The organism is Pseudomonas sp. 1L-C-7-B-C1, from assembly GCF_057291635.1.
Window position 1 is genome coordinate 13,146 of sequence record NZ_JBXAWH010000001.1, and the last position, 22,164, is coordinate 35,309.

Annotated in this window: 23 protein-coding genes; 19 read left to right on the forward strand and 4 right to left on the reverse strand. The window is 60.7% G+C overall.

Going from position 1 to position 22,164, the window contains the following annotated elements:
- Window positions 1-3: 3 nt before the first annotated feature.
- Window positions 4-1,161 (reverse strand): nucleoid-associated protein, encoded by a 1,158-nt coding sequence (locus AC0Z8Z_RS00060; protein ID WP_485617275.1) that lies wholly within the window; start codon window positions 1,159-1,161, stop codon window positions 4-6.
- 460 nt (window positions 1,162-1,621) lie between these two features.
- Here AC0Z8Z_RS00060 and AC0Z8Z_RS00065 point away from each other — a divergent pair, with 460 nt between their 5' ends.
- Window positions 1,622-2,134, forward strand: a complete 513-nt coding sequence (locus AC0Z8Z_RS00065) for a GNAT family N-acetyltransferase (protein WP_485617276.1) — start codon at window positions 1,622-1,624, stop codon at window positions 2,132-2,134.
- 50 nt (window positions 2,135-2,184) lie between these two features.
- Here AC0Z8Z_RS00065 and AC0Z8Z_RS00070 read toward each other — a convergent pair whose 3' ends face one another.
- Complete coding sequence (locus AC0Z8Z_RS00070; RefSeq protein ID WP_485617277.1) at window positions 2,185-2,652, reverse strand: TlpA family protein disulfide reductase; 468 nt, start codon at window positions 2,650-2,652, stop codon at window positions 2,185-2,187.
- A gap of 135 nt (window positions 2,653-2,787) precedes the next feature.
- On the opposite strand from AC0Z8Z_RS00070, the gene arsC reads away from it, so the two are divergent.
- The 16 genes from arsC (at window position 2,788) to AC0Z8Z_RS00150 (ending at window position 17,993) form a co-directional block, all read left to right on the forward strand.
- Window positions 2,788-3,141 carry an arsenate reductase (glutaredoxin) gene (arsC, locus tag AC0Z8Z_RS00075; RefSeq protein ID WP_122622241.1) on the forward strand — a complete coding sequence of 118 codons (354 nt, stop codon included), beginning with the start codon at window positions 2,788-2,790 and terminating at the stop codon, window positions 3,139-3,141.
- The gene (gene wrbA / locus AC0Z8Z_RS00080; RefSeq protein WP_485617278.1) at window positions 3,138-3,743 is read left to right on the forward strand and encodes an NAD(P)H:quinone oxidoreductase; all 606 of its coding nucleotides are present in this window, start codon (window positions 3,138-3,140) and stop codon (window positions 3,741-3,743) included. The genes arsC and wrbA overlap by 4 nt, the downstream gene beginning before the upstream one ends.
- 145 nt (window positions 3,744-3,888) lie before the next feature.
- A complete protein-coding gene (locus AC0Z8Z_RS00085; protein WP_205487018.1) occupies window positions 3,889-4,560 on the forward strand; it encodes a DNA-3-methyladenine glycosylase I in 672 nt (223 codons plus the stop codon).
- Between the two features lie 90 nt (window positions 4,561-4,650).
- Window positions 4,651-5,334 carry a GntR family transcriptional regulator gene (locus AC0Z8Z_RS00090; RefSeq protein WP_172609318.1) on the forward strand — a complete coding sequence of 228 codons (684 nt, stop codon included), beginning with the start codon at window positions 4,651-4,653 and terminating at the stop codon, window positions 5,332-5,334.
- Window positions 5,335-5,628: 294 nt separating this feature from the next.
- On the forward strand, window positions 5,629-6,579 hold the full coding sequence (locus tag AC0Z8Z_RS00095) for a 4-hydroxyproline epimerase (RefSeq protein ID WP_485617279.1): 951 nt from the start codon (window positions 5,629-5,631) through the stop codon (window positions 6,577-6,579).
- Window positions 6,576-7,712: an NAD(P)/FAD-dependent oxidoreductase gene (locus tag AC0Z8Z_RS00100; protein WP_485617280.1), complete on the forward strand. Its 1,137-nt coding sequence runs from the start codon at window positions 6,576-6,578 to the stop codon at window positions 7,710-7,712. Before AC0Z8Z_RS00095 ends, AC0Z8Z_RS00100 begins: the two co-directional genes overlap by 4 nt.
- Window positions 7,705-7,941: a (2Fe-2S)-binding protein gene (locus AC0Z8Z_RS00105; RefSeq protein ID WP_122622247.1), complete on the forward strand. Its 237-nt coding sequence runs from the start codon at window positions 7,705-7,707 to the stop codon at window positions 7,939-7,941. Before AC0Z8Z_RS00100 ends, AC0Z8Z_RS00105 begins: the two co-directional genes overlap by 8 nt.
- On the forward strand, window positions 7,938-9,218 hold the full coding sequence (locus AC0Z8Z_RS00110) for an FAD-dependent oxidoreductase (RefSeq protein WP_485617281.1): 1,281 nt from the start codon (window positions 7,938-7,940) through the stop codon (window positions 9,216-9,218). Before AC0Z8Z_RS00105 ends, AC0Z8Z_RS00110 begins: the two co-directional genes overlap by 4 nt.
- Before the next feature lie 282 nt (window positions 9,219-9,500).
- The gene (locus AC0Z8Z_RS00115; RefSeq protein ID WP_485617282.1) at window positions 9,501-10,250 is read left to right on the forward strand and encodes a helix-turn-helix domain-containing protein; all 750 of its coding nucleotides are present in this window, start codon (window positions 9,501-9,503) and stop codon (window positions 10,248-10,250) included.
- Window positions 10,251-10,603: 353 nt separating this feature from the next.
- A complete protein-coding gene (locus AC0Z8Z_RS00120) occupies window positions 10,604-11,416 on the forward strand; it encodes an ABC transporter substrate-binding protein (RefSeq protein WP_172609324.1) in 813 nt (270 codons plus the stop codon).
- 336 nt (window positions 11,417-11,752) lie between these two features.
- Window positions 11,753-13,525 carry a cis-3-hydroxy-L-proline dehydratase gene (gene lhpI, locus AC0Z8Z_RS00125; RefSeq protein ID WP_485617283.1) on the forward strand — a complete coding sequence of 591 codons (1,773 nt, stop codon included), beginning with the start codon at window positions 11,753-11,755 and terminating at the stop codon, window positions 13,523-13,525.
- Window positions 13,518-14,183 carry an amino acid ABC transporter permease gene (locus AC0Z8Z_RS00130; protein WP_065992814.1) on the forward strand — a complete coding sequence of 222 codons (666 nt, stop codon included), beginning with the start codon at window positions 13,518-13,520 and terminating at the stop codon, window positions 14,181-14,183. Before lhpI ends, AC0Z8Z_RS00130 begins: the two co-directional genes overlap by 8 nt.
- Before the next feature lie 10 nt (window positions 14,184-14,193).
- Window positions 14,194-14,844, forward strand: a complete 651-nt coding sequence (locus tag AC0Z8Z_RS00135) for an amino acid ABC transporter permease (protein WP_122535740.1) — start codon at window positions 14,194-14,196, stop codon at window positions 14,842-14,844.
- Complete coding sequence (locus AC0Z8Z_RS00140; RefSeq protein ID WP_485617284.1) at window positions 14,837-15,559, forward strand: amino acid ABC transporter ATP-binding protein; 723 nt, start codon at window positions 14,837-14,839, stop codon at window positions 15,557-15,559. Before AC0Z8Z_RS00135 ends, AC0Z8Z_RS00140 begins: the two co-directional genes overlap by 8 nt.
- Window positions 15,560-15,785: 226 nt before the next feature.
- Entirely contained in the window at window positions 15,786-16,823 is a 1,038-nt protein-coding gene (locus AC0Z8Z_RS00145) for a trans-3-hydroxy-L-proline dehydratase (protein ID WP_485617285.1), read from the forward strand.
- A gap of 252 nt (window positions 16,824-17,075) precedes the next feature.
- Window positions 17,076-17,993, forward strand: a complete 918-nt coding sequence (locus AC0Z8Z_RS00150; RefSeq protein WP_485617286.1) for a dihydrodipicolinate synthase family protein — start codon at window positions 17,076-17,078, stop codon at window positions 17,991-17,993.
- Window positions 17,994-18,142: 149 nt separating this feature from the next.
- Here AC0Z8Z_RS00150 and ttcA read toward each other — a convergent pair whose 3' ends face one another.
- Complete coding sequence (ttcA, locus tag AC0Z8Z_RS00155) at window positions 18,143-18,967, reverse strand: tRNA 2-thiocytidine(32) synthetase TtcA (protein WP_485617287.1); 825 nt, start codon at window positions 18,965-18,967, stop codon at window positions 18,143-18,145.
- A 320-nt stretch (window positions 18,968-19,287) separates the two neighbouring features.
- Here ttcA and AC0Z8Z_RS00160 point away from each other — a divergent pair, with 320 nt between their 5' ends.
- Complete coding sequence (locus AC0Z8Z_RS00160) at window positions 19,288-19,890, forward strand: Yip1 family protein (protein WP_485617288.1); 603 nt, start codon at window positions 19,288-19,290, stop codon at window positions 19,888-19,890.
- Between the two features lie 82 nt (window positions 19,891-19,972).
- A complete protein-coding gene (locus AC0Z8Z_RS00165) occupies window positions 19,973-20,467 on the forward strand; it encodes a SprT family zinc-dependent metalloprotease (RefSeq protein ID WP_265388771.1) in 495 nt (164 codons plus the stop codon).
- A gap of 339 nt (window positions 20,468-20,806) precedes the next feature.
- Here the strand turns inward: AC0Z8Z_RS00165 and AC0Z8Z_RS00170 are convergent, their stop codons facing one another.
- A complete protein-coding gene (locus tag AC0Z8Z_RS00170; protein ID WP_192133922.1) occupies window positions 20,807-22,144 on the reverse strand; it encodes a dicarboxylate/amino acid:cation symporter in 1,338 nt (445 codons plus the stop codon).
- Between the last annotated feature and the right edge of the window lie 20 nt (window positions 22,145-22,164).

Consider the following 22,164-nt stretch of genomic DNA (forward strand, 5'->3'; position numbering starts at 1 on the left):
CAATTACTCTGACTCGGCAGCATCTCGTTTGTCCGCAATAGCTTGGCGAATGACTTCGATAGCACTTTCCGAAAGATTATTGATGATTAATTTTCGATCTTGCTCAACAAAACGAATTTCAGCATCAACACCCTCACCGAGAGAGTTGCGATCAAACTTCAACTGCCAGTTGTCTGCTTTGTAGATCACGTGAGTATACTTGTCAAGAGTCACTTTGCTGATTGGAAATTCGACGGGAACCCCGACTGCTTCGCTATTGAGGTGGCCTGTAAACTCACTAGCCAAATCATCAGCCTGATCTTCCATCTCAGCAGGAAAAAATTGACGAGCAATTGCCTCAACTTCCGAGAGCTTGACGGATTGCCCAGAGTCTCGCTGGCGCTCCAGATACCTCAGAACTTCATCCTTAAACTGAATTCGCTTGTCACGGAGATTAGGGCGGTCCCTAAAAAACTTTACGCTCTCAATAATAAGGTTTTTTGTGGCCGCCGCTGAAGCGGTACCTACCGCACATCCAAGTGCTGTCACAAAATATCCCGCAGCAGATCGACCTGCGCTTTGGCTCAAAAAGCTAAGATAGTTTAGCTCTTGTTTAGCTTCATCATCCGCTGTGGCATGCTCCTCATATTTATTAAAATTAATACGGGCTGCGTGATACAGACTGCTCAGATCCAGCTCAATTAATTCTTCAGGCTCGAGGTTTTCGTCAAGCCTTAAACCATCACGCTTTTTGAGCATTGCAATCAGCAAGAATCGCCCCTGACCACTCTCATAGTCTACAAATAAAATATAGCCCCCAGAGGATGCAGTGGTTTTTTTGGCTGCAACATAGAGCTCAGTCATCGCCGACTCTGTAACTTCGAGAAAAGATTTTTCCGAAATAGTAATCTTTGAATAAGCATCAAAGTCTTTCGGAAAATCGCTCGCAGTCTTTCTAGCGAATATCCCGTAGTGAGTAGCGTTGTTTTTCTTGCCGTAAATTGATGTTGCACCAGTTATCAATTTGTTAACAGCGGGCTTTTCTTTGTTAAGCACAGTTTTGCGAATATCGGATGGTTGAATATCTTTAAATTGTTCTTTGACTAGCTCATGAACAACCGCGAAGTGCACCTTTATGTCCATGATACTTCCTTGTCTGCGACGAGTAATAGATTGAGCCATCGAATCTACCTCATGATATCAATATGCCTCAAGCTGATTCTTTGATATCACAAGGCCCACACCACACTCTTAACTGTATGCATGCACAGGTAAACATTCAATGACCGAACGCTTACCGTGCGACAGGCGGCCTTCTACCGCCGTGGCGGCCGAATCTGCCAAGACGTGCGATCTGCGGCCGATGTGGCTATTGCCGTGACGATCTGGTCGATCTGATGTGTCCGCCGGCTGAGTCCACAGCCTAAAGTGGCTATTTTTGAGTGGCTGATGCTGGCCTGTAGCTAACGCTGGTGACAACGCTCTATTGGCCGCCAGCGCACACCCACTCTCTAGCCTGATTGGACTCAGTGTGGTTTCGTCTTCATCATGAAATCACAGGTTCGCAGGAAGTAGCCTCCCGGGAACACAAGCGTCAGCAATCCGGAGAAACCATCGGGAAAGTAGGAAACGAGAACAGACTATGGAAACGTCAGACGTCAAGCTCGCCCGGGTGACGCGCACCGATCTCGACGAGCTTCTTCACGCGCATCAGGAAAGCCGGGACTACCACGGTCGCTGGGTACAGCCATTCACAACCGCCACAGGTTTCGAGGAGTGGTACTCCGCTCAAACCACAGGCGCCAGCGTTGGGCTCGTGGCTCGCGATAGAGAATCGGGTCAGATCGTTGGAGTGACCAACTTAAGCCAGATTTTCTATAAGGGATTTCAGAACGCGTATCTGAGCTACTGGGGAATGGTTTCGTTTGCCGGGACGGGAAGGATGTCCCAGGCGGTGGAACTGACAACGAGATATGCCTTTGAAGAATTGGGTCTTCACCGTCTCGAGGCCAATATTCAACCTGAAAATGTGCGTTCAATCGCACTGGTCAGACGTCTCGGATTTCGGAAAGAGGGGTTTTCTCCGAAATACCTTCAGATCGCCGGAGTCTGGTGCGATCACGAGCGCTGGGCACTTCTGGCCGATGAGCGTTAATCAGAGAGCAGTGCCGTTGCACATCTAAGCTGACTGCCCAATGATCTGCTTCAGCCCCTCCCCTTCAACTCCGCCAGCTTCTGCATCACCCCCGCCGCCGTCTGTTCGCCCATCAGCTGCTCACGGACTTTGCCCTTGTCGTCGATGATGTAGGTCACCGGCAGGGCTTCGCTTTTTGGCAGGTCATATTGTTCGGCCGGGTCCTGCGCCAAGACGGTGAAGGTGATGCCCAGCGCTTTGCTGGCGCTCTTCAGGTCTTCGCCCTGGAGGTTGTCGAAATTGACGCCGAACACGCTGACGTTCTGGCCTTTCACCTGCTCGGACAGCGTGTTCAGTTCGGGGATTTCGGTCCGGCACGGGCCGCACCATTCGGCCCAGTAATTGACCACCAGCCAGTGCTTGTCGACGCGGCTGCTGGCGACTTTCTCGCCATTCTGATCCGTGCCCAGGTCCACGCCGCACCCGCTGAGCAACAGACTTCCAATCAGTGCTGCCGCCGCTGCCAATCGCCTTGCCATGATGCTGTTTCCTTCTAGGTGCTCTTTTTTTCCAGATGCACGCTACGCCGATGGTGCATCGCTCGCCGCGTGTTACCGGTCGTTACCGTGACGCAGGTAGAATAGCCGCCACCTCAGGCAAGATGCGACCCGCAAATGACCGATCTCACGCTTTATCACAACCCGCGTTGCACCAAATCCCGCGGCACGCTGGAATTGCTTGAAGCCCGCGGCCTGACGCCGACCATCATTCATTACCTGGAGACCCCGCCCGACGCCGCACAACTGCGCGACCTGCTGGGCAAGCTCGGCATCGGTGCTCGCGGTCTGCTGCGCAAAGGTGAGGACGAATACAAAACCCTGAACCTCGCTGATACCAGCCTGAGCGACGAACAACTGATCGCCGCCATGGCGGCCCATCCCAAGTTGATCGAACGCCCGATTCTCGTCGTCGGCGACAAGGCCGTGATTGGCCGTCCGCCGGAAAACATTCTGGAGATCCTGCCATGAGCGCGCCCTACATTCTGGTTCTGTTTTACAGCCGTAACGGCGCGACTGCAGAGATGGCGCGGCAGATCGCCCGTGGTGTGGAGATGACCGGCATGGAAGCGCGTCTGCGCACGGTGCCGGCGGTGTCCGCTGACTGCGAAGCCGTGGCGCCGAGCATTCCGGACGCAGGCGCCTTGTACGCCACTCTGGATGACCTGAAAAACTGTGCGGGCCTGGCCTTGGGCAGCCCGACCCGCTTCGGCAACATGGCCGCGCCGCTGAAGTACTTTCTCGACGGCACCAGCAATCTGTGGCTGACCGGCGCACTGGTAGGCAAACCGGCCAGCGTGTTCACCTCCACCGCCAGCCTGCACGGCGGTCAGGAAACCACGTTGCTGTCGATGCTGTTGCCGTTGTTGCACCACGGGATGCTGATCAGCGGCCTGCCCTACAGCGAAGCGGCGTTGATCGAAACCCGTGGCGGCGGCACGCCTTATGGCGCCAGTCATCACGCCGGTGCTGACGGCAAGCGCGCGCTGGATGAGCACGAAACCACCCTGTGCCGTTCGCTGGGTCAGCGGCTGGCGAAAACCGCGCTGTTGCTCGACCCGGCCAAGGGCTAATAGCCCTAGGCGTTGCTCGCGCGCGATTGCTGGAACCCCTCGCTCAAACCGGGTCAAACACAGAGACCCTTGCCTGGGCTCCGGGTCTGAACTCGGAATGCGCTAAACCAGCGATCGCGCACATGAATTTTGTTTTGGAGAGGGCATGCAAGACTACAAATGGCTCCATGAATACTGCCTCAACCGCTTTGGTTCCGTCGCCGCCCTCGAGGCGCATCTGCCGACCCCCGCCACGACTAAAAAACTGAAAGCCCTCAGCGACGATCGTTACCTGTCGACCATGGCGCTGCGGGTCTTTCGTGCCGGCCTCAAGCACAGCCTGGTGGACGCCAAATGGCCGGCCTTCGAGCAGGCGTTCTTCGGCTTCGATCCGGAAAAAGTCACGCTGATGGGCGGCGATCATCTGGAACGTCTGATGCAGGATGCGAGGATCATCCGTCACCTGGGCAAGCTCAAGAGCGTGCCGCGCAACGCGCAGTTGATCCTCGACATCGCCCACGAACACGGCAGCTTCGGCAATTTCATTGCTGAATGGCCGGTGACCGATATCGTCGGGCTGTGGCGTTATCTGTTCAAGCACGGCAATCAGATGGGCGGGCTGTCGTCGCCGCGTTTTTTGCGGATGGTTGGCAAGGACACCTTCATCCCCAGCCATGACGTGGTCGCTGCGCTCAACGCGCAGAAGATTGTCGACCGCGTGCCCAGCAGCCAGCGCGATCAGGCAGCGGTCCAGGCGGCCTTCAACCAATGGCATGCCGAGAGCGGACGACCGATGTGTCAGCTGTCGATGATGCTGTCGTACACCGCCAACCATTGATCGTTTTGCCGGTGGAGTGAAAAGACACAGCGCGTAACAAATCGGACGTCGTATACAATATTCGCCGTCCCCAACTGCTGAGTCATTCGCGTGCCTTTCCTTCTTCCTGACGCCCCCAACCTCGGTGTCGCGCCCTCCGCGTCCGAGGTGATTTCCAAGTACCTGCGCGAGTCGATCATCTCCGGCCAGTTTGCCGAGGACGAGCCGATTCGTCAGGACGATATCGCCCGCGTGTTCAACGTCAGCAAGATCCCCGTCCGTGAGGCGCTAAAGCGCCTGGAAGCCGAGGGGCTGGTGCAGTTCCAGCGCAACAAGGGCGCCGTGGTCACGCGGATTTCCGAGCCGGAGCTGGCGCAGATCTTTGAAGTGCGGGTGCTGCTGGAAGTGCAAGCCATACGCCTCGCCGTGCCGCGAATGACCGCTGCCCAGCTGGATCGGGCCCGGGCCATCTGTGACGAGTTCATGCACGACGACGACATCGGGCGCTGGGCCGAGCTGAACTGGGCGTTTCACACCTGTTTGTATGAAGCGGCGCAGCGGCCGTTTTTGCTGAACATGATTCGCTCGATCCACGATAAGGTCGAACGCTACCTGCGGGTGCAGATGAGTTTCGACGAAGGCAAAGAGCGCGCCGACCTGGAACACCGCGAGATCCTCAAGGCCTGTGCCGATCGTGACGTGGACAAAGCCGCCGAGCTGATCGAGCACCACATCATCGGCGTCTGCCGAACCCTCTACGCCCACCTGCCCCACGCCGTGCTCAGCGAGATTTGAGCGACGGGCTGCTGTGCCGATTTCGTCATTGAGAAGGGTGAAATCGGTCAAGACCCTGGACGTCGTTCGCGGCACTCTTGCCTCAATAGTGAAGTTGCTCCGCGCCGCGATCTGTAGGACCGGCTTTAGCCGGGAAGAGGTCAGCGTAAACACCACAAAACTTGCGGCGTGACGACCGAGGCCTTCCCGGCTGAAGCCGGTCCTACTAGGGATCGTCGTAGCCAGTTACATCGGGTGTACACGCCGGTCCCGCTGGGATCGTGGTGGCCATTAATAACCGCTTGAGGGGAATACATGAAACGCATCCAGATCCTCGATTCTCATACCGGCGGTGAGCCGACGCGGCTGGTGCTCGGCGGGTTCCCCGATCTTGGGCGGGGCAGCATGGCCGAGCGGCGTCAGCTTCTGGCTGGACAGTTCGATGACTGGAGGGCCGCGACGGTGCTCGAGCCGCGGGGCAGCGATGTGCTGGTCGGCGCGCTGTTGTGCGAGCCGGTGGATCCCGAGGCCTGTGCCGGGGTGATCTTTTTCAACAACAGCGGCTACCTGGGCATGTGCGGCCACGGCACCATCGGGCTGGTGGTCTCACTGGCGCATCTGGGCAAGATCGACGCCGGCGTGCACCGCATCGAAACCCCGGTCGGCACGGTTCAGGCCACGCTGCACGAAGACCGCTCCGTCAGCGTCGACAACGTCCCTTCCTACCGCTATCGCAAGAACTTCGTCGTCGAGGTGCCTGAACTGGGCAGCGTGACCGGCGACATCGCCTGGGGCGGCAACTGGTTTTTCCTGATCGCCGACCACGGCCTGAGCGTCGCCGCCGACAACCTCGACGCCCTCACCGACTACACCTGGAAAGTCCGGCAGGCGCTGGAAAGCCAGGGCATTCGCGGTGAAGACGGCGGCGTCATCGACCACATCGAGCTGTTCGCCCACGACGTTCACGCCGACAGCCGCAACTTCGTGCTCTGCCCCGGCAAAGCCTACGACCGCTCGCCCTGCGGCACTGGCACCAGCGCCAAACTGGCGTGCCTGGCGGCGGACGGCAAACTTCAGCCCGGCACCCTGTGGCAGCAGGCCAGCGTGATCGGCAGCCAGTTCGAAGGCAGCTTCGTGTGGGAGCACGGCGAGCGGCAGGCGGGCGACCGGATTGTGCCGACCATCCGTGGCCGCGCCTACATCAGCGCCGAAGCCACCTTGCTGCTGGACGACGAAGACCCGTTCGCTTGGGGCATTCGCGCGTGAACGACGCGTCCACGCTGCAAGGCCATGTCGCTGATGTGATCGTTATCGGCGGCGGCATCATCGGCGCGGCGTGTGCGGACGAGCTGGCGTCTCAGGGCTTGCACGTGCTGGTGCTGGATTGTCAGCGCCCCGCCGCGACGGCTGCGGGCATGGGCCATCTGGTGGTGCTGGACCATAGTGCTGCCGAGCTGGCGCTGGGGGAGTATTCGGTCAGGGCGTGGCGCGAGCTGGCTTCGCAGATGCCGGACGACTGCGCGATGCGCACCAACGGCACACTGTGGCTGGCCTGCAATGAAGAAGAAATGGAAGAAGCCGAGCGCAAGCATGCGGCGCTGGGCGAATACGGACTGGCGTGCGAGTTGCTGTCCGGCGCCGAACTGGCGAATGCCGAGCCGTCTTTGCGATCCGGCCTGCTCGGCGCATTGAAGGTCAGCGGCGACGGCATTCTGTACGCGCCCAATGCCGCGCGCTGGCTGTTGCAGCGCCAGTCTTCACGGGTGGTTCAGCGTCAGGCCGAAGTCGTGGAAGTCCAGGGCAACCGTGTTCGGCTGGCGAGTGGTGAATGGCTGCAAGCCCCGGCGGTCGTGCTGGCCAGCGGCATCTACGCCCGCGAACTCTGTCCCGATTTACCGCTGCAAGCGAAAAAAGGCCACTTGCTGATCACCGACCGTTACCCCGCGCAGATCACCCACACGCTGGTCGAATTGGGCTACGTGACCAGCGCCCACAAGGGCAACGGCCCGTCGGTGGCGTTCAATGTGCAGCAGCGCCCGACCGGCCAGCTGTTCATCGGCTCATCGCGGCAGTTCGACAACCACGATCCGCAGATCGATGCGGCCATGCTCGGGCGGATGCTGCGCCGGGCGCTGGATTTCCTCCCAAGTCTGGGCGAGATGAACGGCCTTCGCAGCTGGACCGGCTTTCGCTCCGCCAGCCCCGACGGTCAGCCGCTGATCGGCGAGCACCCGCATCAACCCGGGCTGTGGCTGGCGGTCGGGCACGAAGGCCTCGGCGTCACCACCGCAACCGGCACCGCCCGCTTGCTGGCCGCGCAAATGCTGCGCACTCGGCCGCCCCTCGACCTTGAACCGTATCTGCCGCAGCGCTTTATCGGAGCCCGCGCCCATGCCTGAATTGAGCATTGATGGTCAGCCCTTTCGCTTCGCCCAAGGCACCACCGTGGCCGTCGCGCTGATGTCGAGCGGCGATCGCTGCAGCCGCACATCGGTCAGCGGCCAGCGCCGCGCGCCCTTGTGTGGCATGGGGATTTGTCAGGAATGCCGGGTGAGCATCGACGGCCTGCGCCGGCTGGCCTGCCAGACGATCTGCCGCGACGGCATGCGCGTCGAGACTCAGCCATGACCGTAACCGTGACCGCGACAACGACCGAGCATGTCGATCTGCTGATCATCGGCGCAGGTCCGGCGGGCATGGCGGCGGCTCTGGCGGCGGCGCCTCGCGGGCTGAGCATCGCCCTGCTCGACGACAACCCGCTGCCGGGCGGGCAGATCTGGCGCGACGGCCCACATGCTCAGGTGCCGAAACAGGCTCGGGATATGCGCGGGCAATTGCAGGGCATGAACAACGTTCGCCTGCACAGCGGCTGCAAAGTGGTCACGCTGGCGGGGCCGAAACGCTTGCTGCTGGAAGACGCCGAGCGCGGCTGGGTATTGAGTTACGACACACTGATTCTGTGCACCGGTGCGCGGGAGCGGCTGCTGCCCTTCCCCGGCTGGACGCTGCCGGGCGTCACTGGCGCCGGCGGTTTGCAGGCGCTGATAAAAGGCGGCTTGCAGGTGACAGACGAGCGCATCGTCATCGCTGGAACCGGCCCGCTATTGCTGGCCTCGTCGGCGACCGCGCAGAAGCATGGCGCCGAGGTCGTGCGAATCGCCGAGCAGGCGCCCTTGAGCGCCGTCGCCGGATTTGCTGCCGGGTTGTGGCGCTGGCCGAACAAGGCGATTCAGGCGATCACCCTGGCCAGTGCCGCCTATCGAACCTCGGCCCACGTGCTGGCGGCGCTGGGCACGGATCGGCTGGAAGGCGTTCGCGTTCAGCTGGGCGACACCATTGAAGAGCTGGCCTGCGAGCGTCTGGCCTGCGGTTTCAGTCTGGTGCCCAATACCGAGATCGCCCAGGCACTGGGCTGCACCGTGCGGGATCAGGCCATTGTGGTCGACGACTGGCAGGCGAGCAGTCTGGCTGATCACTTCGCAGCGGGGGAATGTACCGGTTTCGGCGGCAGCGAACTGGCATTGGTCGAAGGGCGTATTGCCGGGCTGGTGGCGGTGGGTGAACGGGACAAGGCCCGAGGCTTGTGGGCTGAGCGGCAGCGCTGGCAGGGTTTTGCGGATCGGTTGAACACGGCGTTCCGCCTGAATCCTGCGCTGAAACATCTGGCGATGCCGGAAACGATAGTCTGCCGCTGTGAGGACGTGCGTTACGCGGACCTGGCGAATCATGGCAGTTGGACCGGGGCCAAACTCGCCACCCGCTGTGGAATGGGCGCGTGTCAGGGGCGCGTCTGTGCAACGGCGGCGCAGACGCTGTTCGGCTGGGAGCCCCCGTTGTTGCGCCCGCCCTTCAGCCCGGCGCGGATTTCGACGCTGGCGTGTCTGGACGAGGGTGCCCCTGTTTAAAGCGCCTGATTTATCAAATTGCGTGAGTGAACGGGGTGGCGCTCCACCTCGCTCACAAAGACGGTGTTTCGAACGCGGAATATCCAGCGGATGTCTCGCCCCCTTCGCGAGCAAGCTCGCTCCCACAGTTTCTTCGTCTGCAGGGATATCGGCACTCAAAGCGCTGTTCCAAGAGGACTGATTTATTGATACGGCGACTCCAGCCGCCCCGCCGACTAGCCGCCGCACCCAACATCCCGCATCATCGATCCCATCTTTCGCCCGGCCTTCCCGCCCGTGAACATGGTTGACCTCATCCCCACCGCGCCCTTGCACGACCTCCACCAACTGCTTGCCAGCCTGGCGTTGGTCGCGCCCCTGTTCGATACCCTTCCCGGGGTGGTGTTCTTCGTCAAAGACGCCCAGGCGCGCTACGCACTGGTCAACCAGACGCTGGTGCAGCGCTGCGGTTTCAAAGAGAAAAGCCAGATCGTCGGGCTGACCGCCGAGGAAGTGTTCCCCGCGCGCTTCGGTCCGCTGTACACCGCTCAGGACCGCCGTGTGCTGGCCGATGGCAGGCAACTCAGCGATCAGCTGGAGCTGCACCTGTATTACGGCAATCAGCCGATCTGGTGCCTGACCCACAAGATCGCACTGCGTGATCATCAGGACGCGATCATCGGGCTGGCGGGCATTTCCCGGGATCTGCAAATCCTGCAGACGACCCACCCGGCATATCAAAAACTGGTCGAGGTCGACGCGTACATCCGCGAACACTTCGCGCGGCCCATCACCCTTGAGCAACTGACGGCCATTGCCGGGCTGTCCATTGCCCAGCTGGAGCGGCACTGCAAACGCATCTTTCAGCTGACCCCACGGCAGATGATTCACAAGGCGCGGCTGGGTGAAGCCTCACGGTTGTTGCAGGAAGACCTGTCGATCACCGAGATCGCCCTGCGCTGCGGATACACCGATCACAGCGCGTTCAGTCGCCAGTTCAAGGCACTGACCGGGGCTTCGCCGAGTGAGTACCGGGGTTCGCGGATTGCTTAAGGAGTTTGAATTCTGTGACACACCTTGTGGGAGCGAGCTTGCTCGCGAATGCGTTTCAGCTGATACGAATCTGGGGCTGACCTACCTCATTCGTGAGCAAGCTCACTCCCACAGGGACTGTGCAATCCCCCACCACCTGTCCTGCCTGAGCGTGCATCAATGAAGCACGCCGCTCATTCCTGCTCCTTTATGTAACACCCCTCCCCGCTCTCAAAACACGCTGCAATCCGCGACCCCGCTGATCCAGAGCCCTGCACGGCGTACTGGCGAAACAGGCACGCTGCGTGCATATGAAATATCGTATACGAAATTACTTATCCGACCGTTCTCCCTTTGCACGCACCGAGGCTTCTATGAAAAACCAAGCTGTCGCCGTCGCCCTCCTCGCCGTCATGAGCTCTTCTTTTATCAACACCGCGCTGGCCGACAAGCTCGATGACATCATCGACTCCGGCAAACTGCGATGCGCCGTGACCCTGGACTTTCCGCCGATGGGGTCCCGTGACGACAAGAACAACCCGGTCGGATTTGACGTCGATTACTGCAACGACCTGGCGAAGGTGCTGGGCGTCACCGCCGAGGTGGTGGAAACGCCGTTTCCGGACCGCATTCCTGCGTTGGTTTCAGGGCGCGCCGACGTGATCGTGGCGTCGACCTCGGACACCCTGGAGCGGGCGAAAACGGTGGGCATGACCATCCCCTATTTCGCCTTCCAGATGGTGGTGCTGACCCGCGACGACGCCGGCATCAACAGCTACGACGACCTCAAGGGCAAGGATGTCGGCAACACCAGCGGCACGTTCGAAGCCATCGCGCTGGAGAAGGATCAGAAGAAATGGGGCAGCGGCAGTTTCCGCGCGTACCAGACCCAGAACGACACCATCCTCGCCGTCGCCCAGGGCCACATCAAAGCGTCGGTGGTGACCAACACCGTCGCCGCCGCCTCGATCAAGTCCGGCAAGTACAAAGGCCTGAAGATTGCCGGTAACGCGCCCTACACCATCGACTATGTTTCTCTTGCCGCGAAGCGTAACGAGTACGGGCTGATTCATTACCTGAACCTGTTCGTGAACCAGCAAGTGCGCTCGGGACGCTATGCCGAGCTGTATGAAAAATGGGTGGGCGGCAAGCCGGTGGATCTGACCGTGCCGGGCGTCTATTACTGAGGGGAACGATCAGAGGGCGCGGACCGTGTAGGAGCGTGGCTTGCTGCGGGCCGCGATCGGACGAACGCGGCGGGTCTGAGACGAAGATGTCAACTGACGTACCGTATTCGCGAGCAAGCTCACTCCTACAGTGGATCTCGGCAAAGCAGGCAATCGTAGGCGCACACAAAATCCGTTCTGATCGTTCCCACGCTCTGCGTGGGAATGCAGCCCCAGACGCTCTGCGTTAGAAAAGCGCAACGCGGAGCGTCGCAAGCGGCATTACCACGCGGAGTGTGGGAACAATCACCGGAAACGATCGAATCCCGGAACCGGTTCATTACTCAGGAGCCCACGATGTCTCAAGTCTCGTTGAACGGGCGCTGTCTCGTCGCCGGCAGCGCCCAGGGCGAATTGCTGTATGCCGACGTGGGCCTGAGTTTCTGGGGCGGGGTCGAACCGTTTACCGGTGAAGTCATCGACCGTCATCACCCCCTCAGCGGCCAGTTCATCAGCGGCCGGGTGCTGGCCATTCCCAGCGGGCGCGGCTCGTGCACCGGCAGCAGCGTGTTGCTGGAACTGATCCTCAACGGCCACGCACCGGCCGCACTGGTCTTCGAACGCGTCGAAGACATCCTCACCCTCGGCGTGCTGATCGCCGAGCAGATGTTCGGCCATTCGATCCCGGTGATCAGCCTCGGCGAAGCGGGTTTTGCGGCACTGCGCAACGTCGCTTTCGTACGGGTCGAGGATGACCGCGTGAGCGGCTTTTCCAGCCCTCCGCCGCCACTTTCTCGCGACCAACAAAGCCCGACACCTCATCGCCCGCTCAGCCAGATTTCACTCACCGAAACCGACCAGGGCTTTCTCGACGGCGCGTACGGCAAAGCCGCGCAAGTGGCGATGGGCATCATTCTGCGCATGGCCGAGCTGCAAGGCGCGACCGAACTGCTGGACATTACCCAGGCGCACATCGACGGCTGTATTTACACAGGACCCGCCAGTCTGCGTTTCGCCCGGCAACTGGTGGCATGGGGCGCCAGGGTTCGTGTGCCGACCACCCTCAATTCAATCTCGGTGGACAAGCGACGCTGGCGCGAACTGGGCGTCGACCCGGCCCTCGGCGAGCCGGCCAGTCAGCTGGGCGATGCGTATCTGGAGATGGGCGCGCGGGTGAGTTTTACCTGCGCGCCGTACCTGCTGGACAGCGCCCCGGAGCTGGGGGAGCAAATCGTCTGGGCCGAATCCAACGCCGTGGTGTACGCCAACAGCGTGATCGGCGCGCGCACCCTGAAGTACCCCGATTACCTCGACATCTGCATCGCCCTCACCGGCCGCGCGCCGAAGATCGGCTGCCACCTGACCCAGCAACGGCTGGCGACTTTGCGCATCGATGTCCCCGCACTGGACGGCCTCGACGACAGTTTCTACCCGCTGCTCGGTTATCACGTCGGGTTGCTCTGCGGCGCCTCGATCCCGGTGATCTGCGGCCTGGAAAACAAGGCGCCGACACTGGATGACCTCAAGGCATTTGGCGCGGCATTCGCCACCACCTCTGCTGCGCCGATGTTTCATATCGCCGGCGTAACCCCCGAAGCCACCACCGCCGAGCTGGCGCTGGGCGGGCACGCGCCGGACAAAACCCTGAGCGTCAGCCCCGCGGACTTGCTGCACAGCTGGCGCGAACTGAACAGCGCGCAGACGCCAGCAGTGGACGCCGTGACCTTGGGCAATCCGCATTTTTCCCTAAGCGAATGCGCGACGCTGGCGCACCTGTGTAGCAGCCAGCGCAAACACGAAAACGTGGCGATCGTGATTACCTGCGGCCGCGCCACCCTGGAACGCGCGCAACAGGCCGGCTATGTCGAGACGCTCGAAAACTTCGGCGTGCAGTTCGTCACCGACACCTGCTGGTGCATGCTCGGCGAGCCCGTCATCCCGCCAACCGCGCGCAACCTGATGACCAACTCCGGCAAATACGCGCACTACGCCCCCGGACTGGTGGGGCGTCGCGTGCATTTCGCCAGCCTGGCCGAGTGCGTCGACAGCGCAATCACCGGCGTTGCCAGCGGGCGCCTGCCGGTCTGGTTGATGGCGGCGCACCAGGCGGAGTTCAGCGCAAATGTTTGATTACAACTTCCACTGGCGCGCAGCGTTCAAAGCCCTGCCCGACATGCTCAACGGCGCGTGGGTCACCTTCGAAACCGCCGCGCTGTCGATGATCCTCGGCGTCACCATCGCGCTGTTTCTGGTGTTCATGCGCCAAGGCAAGAACCGCCTGTTCCGGGGTTTCGCGGCGACCTGGATTTCCATCGCGCGCAACACGCCGTCGCTGTTTCAGGTTTACATCCTGTATTTCGGCCTGGGCTCGTTCGGCCTGCACATCAGTTCGTGGGCCGCGTTACTCGCCGGCATCACCATCAACAACGCGGGCTATCTGGCGGAGAACTTCCGTGGCGGTCTGAAGGCCGTACCCGACACCCAATTGCGCGCTGCCCGGTCGCTGGGCATGAGTGCCCCCCAGGCCTATCGGCTGATCGTCATTCCGCAGTTGCTGCGCATCGTTTTCTATCCGCTGACCAACCAGATGGTCTGGGCCGTGCTGATGACCTCGATGGGCGTGATCGTCGGCCTCAACAACGACCTCACCGGCGTGACCCAGGACTACAACGTCAAGACCTTCCGCACCTTCGAATTCTTCGCCATTGCGGCGGTGCTCTATTACCTGATCGCCAAGCTGATCGTGGCCGTTGCGCGGCTGCTGTCCTGGCGGCTGTTCCGGTACTGAGGAGATGGGCATGTTCGAGAGCACGTTCACCTGGAACGATCTGCAATTCATGCTTCAAGGCGCCTGGGTCACGATTTTGCTGACGGTGGTGTCGATGTTCATCGGCACGCTGGCCGGAGTGGTCTGCGGCATGGCCCGCGCCCTCCTGCCGCGCAGCACGATTCCGCTGGCCTGGCTACTGGACGTGTTTCGCAGCGTGCCGTTGCTGATTCAGTTCGTGCTGTTCAATGCGCTGAAAAGCATCGTCGGCCTCAACTGGAGCGCCTTCGCCGTCGCCTGTGTGGTGTTGGGGTTATACGTGACCGCGTACTGCACGGAGATCGTGCGCAGCGGCGTGCTGTCGGTGCCGCTCAGCCTGCGCCGCGCCAGTCGTTCCCTGGGCCTGACGTACTGGCAGGACTTGCGCCAGATCGTCATGCCGATGGCCACCCGGGTGGCGTTTCCCGGCTGGATCAACCTGCTGCTCGGGGTGATGAAAGACACCGCGCTGGTGATGTGGATCGGCATCGTCGAGCTGCTGCGCGCCTCGCAAACTATCGTCACGCGCATTCAGGAGCCGTTGTTGGTGCTGTGCATCGCGGGCCTGATTTATTACGTCATGAGTCTGGTGGTCGCTCGCCTGGGCGCCCGGCTGGAAACGAGGTGGCAGGAAAATGATTGAGATCGACAACGTACACAAGTCCTTCGGCGAGCTTGAAGTCATCAAGGGCGTGAGCCTGCAGGTGAACAAGGGCGAAGTGGTGTCGATCATCGGCGGTTCGGGCTCGGGCAAGTCGACGCTGCTGATGTGCATCAACGGGCTGGAATCGATCAAGAGCGGCAGCATTCGCGTCGACGGCACCGAGATTCATGCCAGGGGCACGGACATCAACAAGCTGCGGCAGAAGATCGGCATCGTCTTTCAACAGTGGAACGCCTTTCCCCATCTGACGGTGCTGGAAAACGTCATGCTCGCCCCGCGCACCGTGCTGGGCAAAAGCAAGGCCGAAGCCGAGGCGCTGGCGGTCAAGCAACTGACCCATGTGGGCCTGGGCGACAAGCTCAAGGTGTTTCCCGGCAAATTGTCGGGCGGTCAGCAACAGCGCATGGCGATTGCCCGGGCGCTGGCAATGTCGCCGGATTACATGCTGTTCGACGAGGCCACGTCGGCACTTGATCCGCAGTTAGTGGGCGAGGTGCTGGACACCATGCGCATGCTGGCCGAGGACGGCATGACAATGATTCTGGTGACCCACGAGATCCGCTTCGCCCGTGACGTGTCCGACCGCGTGGCGTTTTTCCGCAACGGCCTGGTGCACGAGATCGGCACGCCGGATCAGGTGATCGGTAATCCGCAACGGCCGGAAACGGCGGATTTTTTGAAGTCGATTAATTAGGGGGTTGGCTTGAAGGAGGACGTCCATGGAAACCACCACCTGTAGGAGTGAGCTTGCTCGCGAAGACTGCATTGCAGGCGCCAGAGAGGTTGCGACTGTACCGGCCCCTTCGTGAGCAAGCTCACTCCCACACGTCATCCAGCGTGAGTGATATCGAAGGCTCGCCTCATTTTCTGATGAGCCCAAGCAAATCGATAAGTATTTTTTTACAGGAGGGCCTTAGGTCATGCGCTCATCGAAAGTAATTCATGTGGTCAGTTGTCACGCCGAGGGTGAGGTGGGCGATGTGATTGTCGGCGGGGTTGCGCCGCCGCCCGGGGACACGATCTGGGAGCAGTCGCGCTGGATCGAGAAGGACAACGTGCTGCGCAATTTCATGCTCAACGAGCCCCGGGGCGGGGTGTTCCGTCACGTCAATCTGCTGGTGCCGCCCAAGCACCCGAAAGCGCAGATGGGCTGGATCATCATGGAACCCGCCGACGTGCCGCCGATGTCCGGCTCCAACTCCCTGTGCGTGGCGACGGTGCTGCTGGACAGCGGGATTCTGCCGATGACCGAGCCGGAAACCCGGCTGATTCTGGAGGCGCCGGGCGGCTTGATCGAGGCGATTGCTCAGTGCCGCGATGGCAAGGTGACGAGCGTCGAGGTGCACAACCACCCTTCTTTCGCCGATCAGCTGGACGTGTGGATCGAGGTGCCGGGGCTGGGTTCGATTCAGGTCGACACCGCCTATGGCGGCGACAGTTTTGCCATCGTCGATTCGGTGAAGCTGGGCTTTGCATTGACTGCCGATGAGGCGAAAGACCTGGTGGAAACCGGCCTCAAAATCACCAAGGCGGCCAACGAGCAACTGGGGTTCAGCCATCCGCTGAATAAGGACTGGAATCACATCTCGTTTTGCCAGATCGCCGCGCCGGTCAGTTTCGACGGCGGCGTGGCCCATGCGGCGAACGCGGTGGTGATTCGCCCGGGCAAGATCGACCGCTCGCCCTGTGGCACCGGCTGTTCCGCGCGGCTGGCGGTGTTGCATGCCAAGGGTCAGCTGAAGGTGGGCGACCGGTTTATCGGGCGTTCGATTATCGGTTCGGAGTTTCACTGCAAGATCCAGCGCGAGACCGAAGTGGCCGGGCGCAAGGCGATCATTCCGAGCCTGTCCGGGCGGGCGTGGATCACCGGGACGCACCAGCACATGCTCGACCCGAGCGACCCGTGGCCGGAGGGGTACAAGTTGAGTGACACCTGGCCGGTGGGGTTGAAGCTGTGAATGCTGCGGCTGCTTTCAATAAATGCGAAACCGATTTTTCTGAATGAATGCAAAACCCTGTAGGAGTGAGCTTGCTCGCGATGCGTTGTGTCAGTCACCGCATCCGTCACAGACACACCGCATCGCGAGCAAGCTCACTCCTACAAGGGATCGGGGGCAGCCTGAAATAACGGTTAAACGCAGCAATCGATGGCCGTGATTCGTCCAAACTAAAACGTATACGAAATACCTTTACTCAATCAGGAGTCAATCATGAGCCAGTCCGTATCCTGGAGCGGGGTCTTCCCTGCCGTTACCACGCAATTCAACGACGATTTCTCCCTCAATCTGGAGGCGACCCACAAGGTCATTTCCAACCTGGTCCGCGATGGCGTGTCGGGGCTGGTGATCTGCGGCACCGTCGGGGAAAACACCTCGTTGAGCGTCGCTGAAAAGATCAGCCTGGTGGAAGCTGCCAAAGACGCCGCGGCCGGGCGTGTGCCGGTGATTTCGGGCATCGCCGAGTTCACCAGCGCCAACGCCAGCGCCGTCGCTAAAGAAGTGCATAAAGCCGGCGCCGACGGGATCATGCTGATGCCGGCGCTGGTGTATTCGGCGAAGCCCTTCGAAACCGCCACGCACTTTCGCACCGTGGCCGCCGCCACCGACCTGCCGATGATGGTTTACAACAACCCGCCGATCTACAAAAACGATGTGACGCCGGACATCCTCATCTCCCTGGCGGACTGCGACACCATCGTGTGTTTCAAGGATTCGTCGGGCAACACCAACCGCTTTATCGACGTGCGCAACGAAGTCGGTGACCGCTTTGTGCTGTTCGCCGGGCTGGATGATGTGTTGGTGGAGAGCGTTGCGGTGGGCGCGGTGGGCTGGGTCTCGGGGATGTCCAACGCCTTTCCCAAAGAGGGCGAAACCTTGTTCCGTCTGGCCAAGGCCGGTCGGTTTGCCGAGGCGATGGCGTTGTATGAGTGGTTCATGCCGCTGCTGCACCTGGATGCGCGTCCGGACCTGGTGCAGTGCATCAAGCTGTGCGAAGCCATCATGGAACGCGGCAGCGCCCTCACCCGCCCACCGCGTCTGGCGCTGCCGGACAGTGATCGGGAGTATGTCGAGAAATTGATGAAGACGGCGTTGGCGAACAAGCCGGTGCTGCCGGATGTGGGGCTGTGATGCCCTTGGTTTTGGGGTGAACCGATCCGTGTGTTTGGATCGCAGATCTATGGCGCTCGAACCGGCCTCTTCCCAGCTAAAGCCGGTCCTACTGACGGGACTCGCGACCATTGTAGGACCGGCTTTAGCCGGGAACCAGGATGTCGGCGTTACACATTCACCACGTTCACAAACCGCGAGGCGGCGGTTTCGTCGATGCGCAGGTTGGTGAAATCGAACAGGTTGCGGTCCGCCAGTTGCGAGGGCTGGACGTTCTGCAGGCTGCGGAAAATCATGTCGGAGCGGCCCGGGGTTTTGCGGTCCCATTCCTGAAGCATGTCCTTGACCACCTGACGCTGCAGGTTTTCCTGGGAACCGCACAGGTTGCACGGGATGATCGGGAACTGCTTGATGTCCGAATACGCTTGAATATCCTTCTCGGCGCAGTAGGCCAGCGGCCGGATCACCACGTTGCGGCCATCATCGGCGCGCAGCTTGGGCGGCATGGCCTTGATGCTGCCCTGGAAGAACATGTTCAGGAAAAACGTTTCGACGATGTCGTCTCGGTGGTGACCGAGGGCCATCTTGGTCGCGCCGATTTCATCTGCAAACGTGTACAGCGTGCCGCGACGCAGGCGCGAACACAGCGAGCAGGTGGTCCGGCCCTCGGGCACCAGCTCCTTGACCACCGAGTAGGTGTCCTTTTCGACGATGTGGTACTCGACGCCCAGTTGTTCCAGGTACGCCGGCAGCACGTGCTCGGGAAAGCCTGGCTGCTTCTGGTCCATGTTCACCGCAACGATGTCGAATTTGATCGGCGCGACTTTCTGCAAATGCAGCAGCACATCCAGCAGGGTGTAACTGTCCTTGCCGCCGGACAGGCAGACCATCACCTTGTCGCCCTCTTCAATCATGTTGTAGTCGGCCACCGCTTCGCCCGCGAGTCGACGCAGACGCTTCTGCAGTTTGTTCTGATTGACTGAAAGGGTGCCCATGGCGCTGGTATCCGCTCGCTGTGGTGGGAAGAGACGTGAGGAAAGGGTCGGCATTTTACGCAAAAAGTCCGGCCGGGGTAATGCCTGTCGCGGGTGAATGCCATCCCCAGTTATGGATAGCCATTGATCGCCAGTCGCTATTAACAAGACCCTTGAACACCTCAATCGCTCTAACGCATCCGGTTTTAGGGTGCTCAGCTTTCTATACTGACCTGAGAGGTCGCAGCCATTTCCCTTGATCGATTGTGACCTTCTCCTGACGGCATCAGCAGTCAGGCGCTTCGTTGAAAGCGGCGGCACACTTTACGGGAGTAACGGACATGATCCATCACGTCTTGGGGCTGTTCACCCACCCCGATCAGGAATGGCAACAAATACGCAGTGAGGATGAAGAAAGCATCGGCCACCTGTACCTCACCCACACGCTGATCCTGGCGGCGATTCCGGCAGTGTCGGCGTACATCGGTACGACGCAGGTGGGCTGGCAGATCGGCGACCGGACCCCGGTCATGCTGACCAGCGACAGTGCGGTGTGGATGGCGTTGATGTCCTACCTCGCCATGCTCGGCGGGGTCGGCGTCATGGGAGGGTTCATCCACTGGATGGCGCGCACCTATAACGCCACGCCCAGCCTTGGGCGCTGCGTGGCCTTCGCGACCTACACGGCGACGCCGCTGTTCCTCGGCGGGCTGGCGGCGCTGTACCCGCATATGTGGCTGGGGATGATGGTCGGGCTGGCGGCAGTTTGCTACACGGTGTACCTGCTGTACGTCGGCTTGCCGGTGTTCATGGGCGTACACCCGGACGACGGCTTCATGTTCTCAAGCTCGGTGCTCGCGGTCGGGCTGGTGGTGTTGGTGGCGATCATGGCGTTTACGGTGGTGCTGTGGGGCGTCGGGATCGGTCCGGAATTTACCAGTTAATACCGGGTGACCATTCGGCGCTTCGGGTTTTGGCGGTACAGAAGCTTGCGGCATACTCGCCTCCTCTGGAGACCGATGAAGCATGCTCGAACCACTCAACACCCGCGTCGAATCCTGCTACCAGCAAGCCGAAGATTTCTTCAAGCGGCCTTTCAAACGTCCGGTCGTGAGCGTCAAGTTGCGCGGCCAGAAGGCCGGCGTAGCCCACCTGCACGAGAATATGCTGCGCTTCAATCCGCAGCTGTACCTCGAAAACAGCGAAGACTTTCTGCGCCAGACCGTCCCCCACGAGGTGGCGCACCTGGTCGCTCATCAATTGTTCGGCGACACCATTCAGCCCCACGGCGAGGAATGGCAGCTGATCATGCGCGGCGTCTACGAGCTGCCACCCAACCGCTGCCACACCTACGAAATCCAGCGCCGCAGCGTGACCCGCTACATATACCGCTGCCCGTGCCCGGAAAGCGATTTCCCCTTCACCGCCCAACGCCACAAGCTGGTGCGCAAAGGCCGCCGTTATCTGTGCAAGCGCTGCCGGGAGATTCTGGTGTTCAGCGGCGAGACGCGGGTGGAGTGATTGCCGCAGATCCATCGTGGGAGCGAGCTTGCTCGCGAAAGCGGCGTGCCTGTGCCAGCCATTTCGCCTGACCCACCGCATTCGTCAGCAAGCTGACTCCCACAGGTTTTGCGCCTGACACTGAAATATCGGCCAACGCAGATCCACCGTAGGAGTGAGCTTGCTCGCGAAGGCATTGAGTCAGTCGGCCCCCCTGTGTCTGACCCACCGCATTCGTCAGCGAGCTGACTCCCACAGGTTTTGTGCCAGTCGAGTAGCCAGCCGCCAGCGCCAAAAAAAACTCATAAAAAAGCCTGTCCGAAGACAGGCTTTCTGAACAACCTTTGCCGCTAACGCATGTTACGAACGTACAACAGGGGTTGGCGCCGTTTCGGCCACACCCAGGTCGTCGGTCGGCGCGGTGTTGTCGATGGCACGACCGCCGGAAGCCAGCTCGGCTTGCATTTGCGGAACGTCCAGCTCACCGACCCACTTGGCGACAACCAGGGTTGCCACGGCGTTACCGCAGAGGTTGGTCAAGGCGCGGGCTTCGGACATGAAGCGGTCGATACCCAGGATCAGCGCCAGACCGGCCACCGGCAGATGGCCTACGGCCGACAGTGTCGCGGCCAGCACGATGAAGCCCGAGCCAGTCACGCCTGCCGCACCTTTGGACGACAGCAGCAGCACCAGCAACAGGGTGACCTGATGGGTGATGTCCATGTGGGTGTTGGTGGCTTGAGCGATGAACACTGCGGCCATGGTCAGGTAGATCGAAGTACCGTCGAGGTTGAACGAGTAGCCGGTCGGGATCACCAGACCCACGACGGATTTCTTCGCGCCCAGACGCTCCATCTTGATCAGCATGCGTGGCAGCGCCGACTCGGACGACGACGTACCCAGCACGATCAGCAGCTCTTCACGGATGTACTTGATCAGCTTGAGGATGCTGAAGCCGTGGGCTTTGGCGATGGAGCCCAGCACCAGCAGCACGAACAGCAGGCACGTGATGTAGAAGCACAGCATCAGCTGACCCAGTTGCACCAGCGAGCTCACGCCATAAGCGCCGATGGTGAAGGCCATGGCACCCAAAGCGCCGATCGGGGCGAGCTTCATGATCATGTTGATGATGTTGAACATGACGTGGGCGAAGCGATCAATGAAATCCAGGATCGGCTTGCCGTAGGCGCCCAGGCGATGCAGGGCGAAACCGAAGATCACCGAGAACATCAGCACTTGCAGAATGTCGCCGTTGGCGAACGCGCCGACGATGGTGTTCGGGATAACGTTGAGGATGAAGCCGACGATGCTCTGGTCTTTACCGGCGGTCACGTAGGCCGCGACTTTGGAGGCGTCAAGGGTGGACACGTCGATGTTCATGCCGGCGCCCGGCTGAACGACGTTGACCACGATCAGGCCGATGATCAGCGAGATGGTCGAAACGATTTCGAAGTAGAGCAGCGCGTAGCCGCCGGTCTTGCCCACGGATTTCATGCTCTGCATGCCAGCGATGCCGCTGACGACGGTGCAGAAGATGATCGGCGCAATGACCATTTTGATCAGTTTGATGAACCCGTCACCCAGCGGTTTGAGGGTTACGGCAGTTTCGGGGTACCAGTGGCCGAGGGCGATACCGACGATGATCGCGACGATCACCTGGGCGTACAGGGATTTATAGATGGGCTGACGAGTCGTCATTGCAGTTTCCTCAAGAGCAT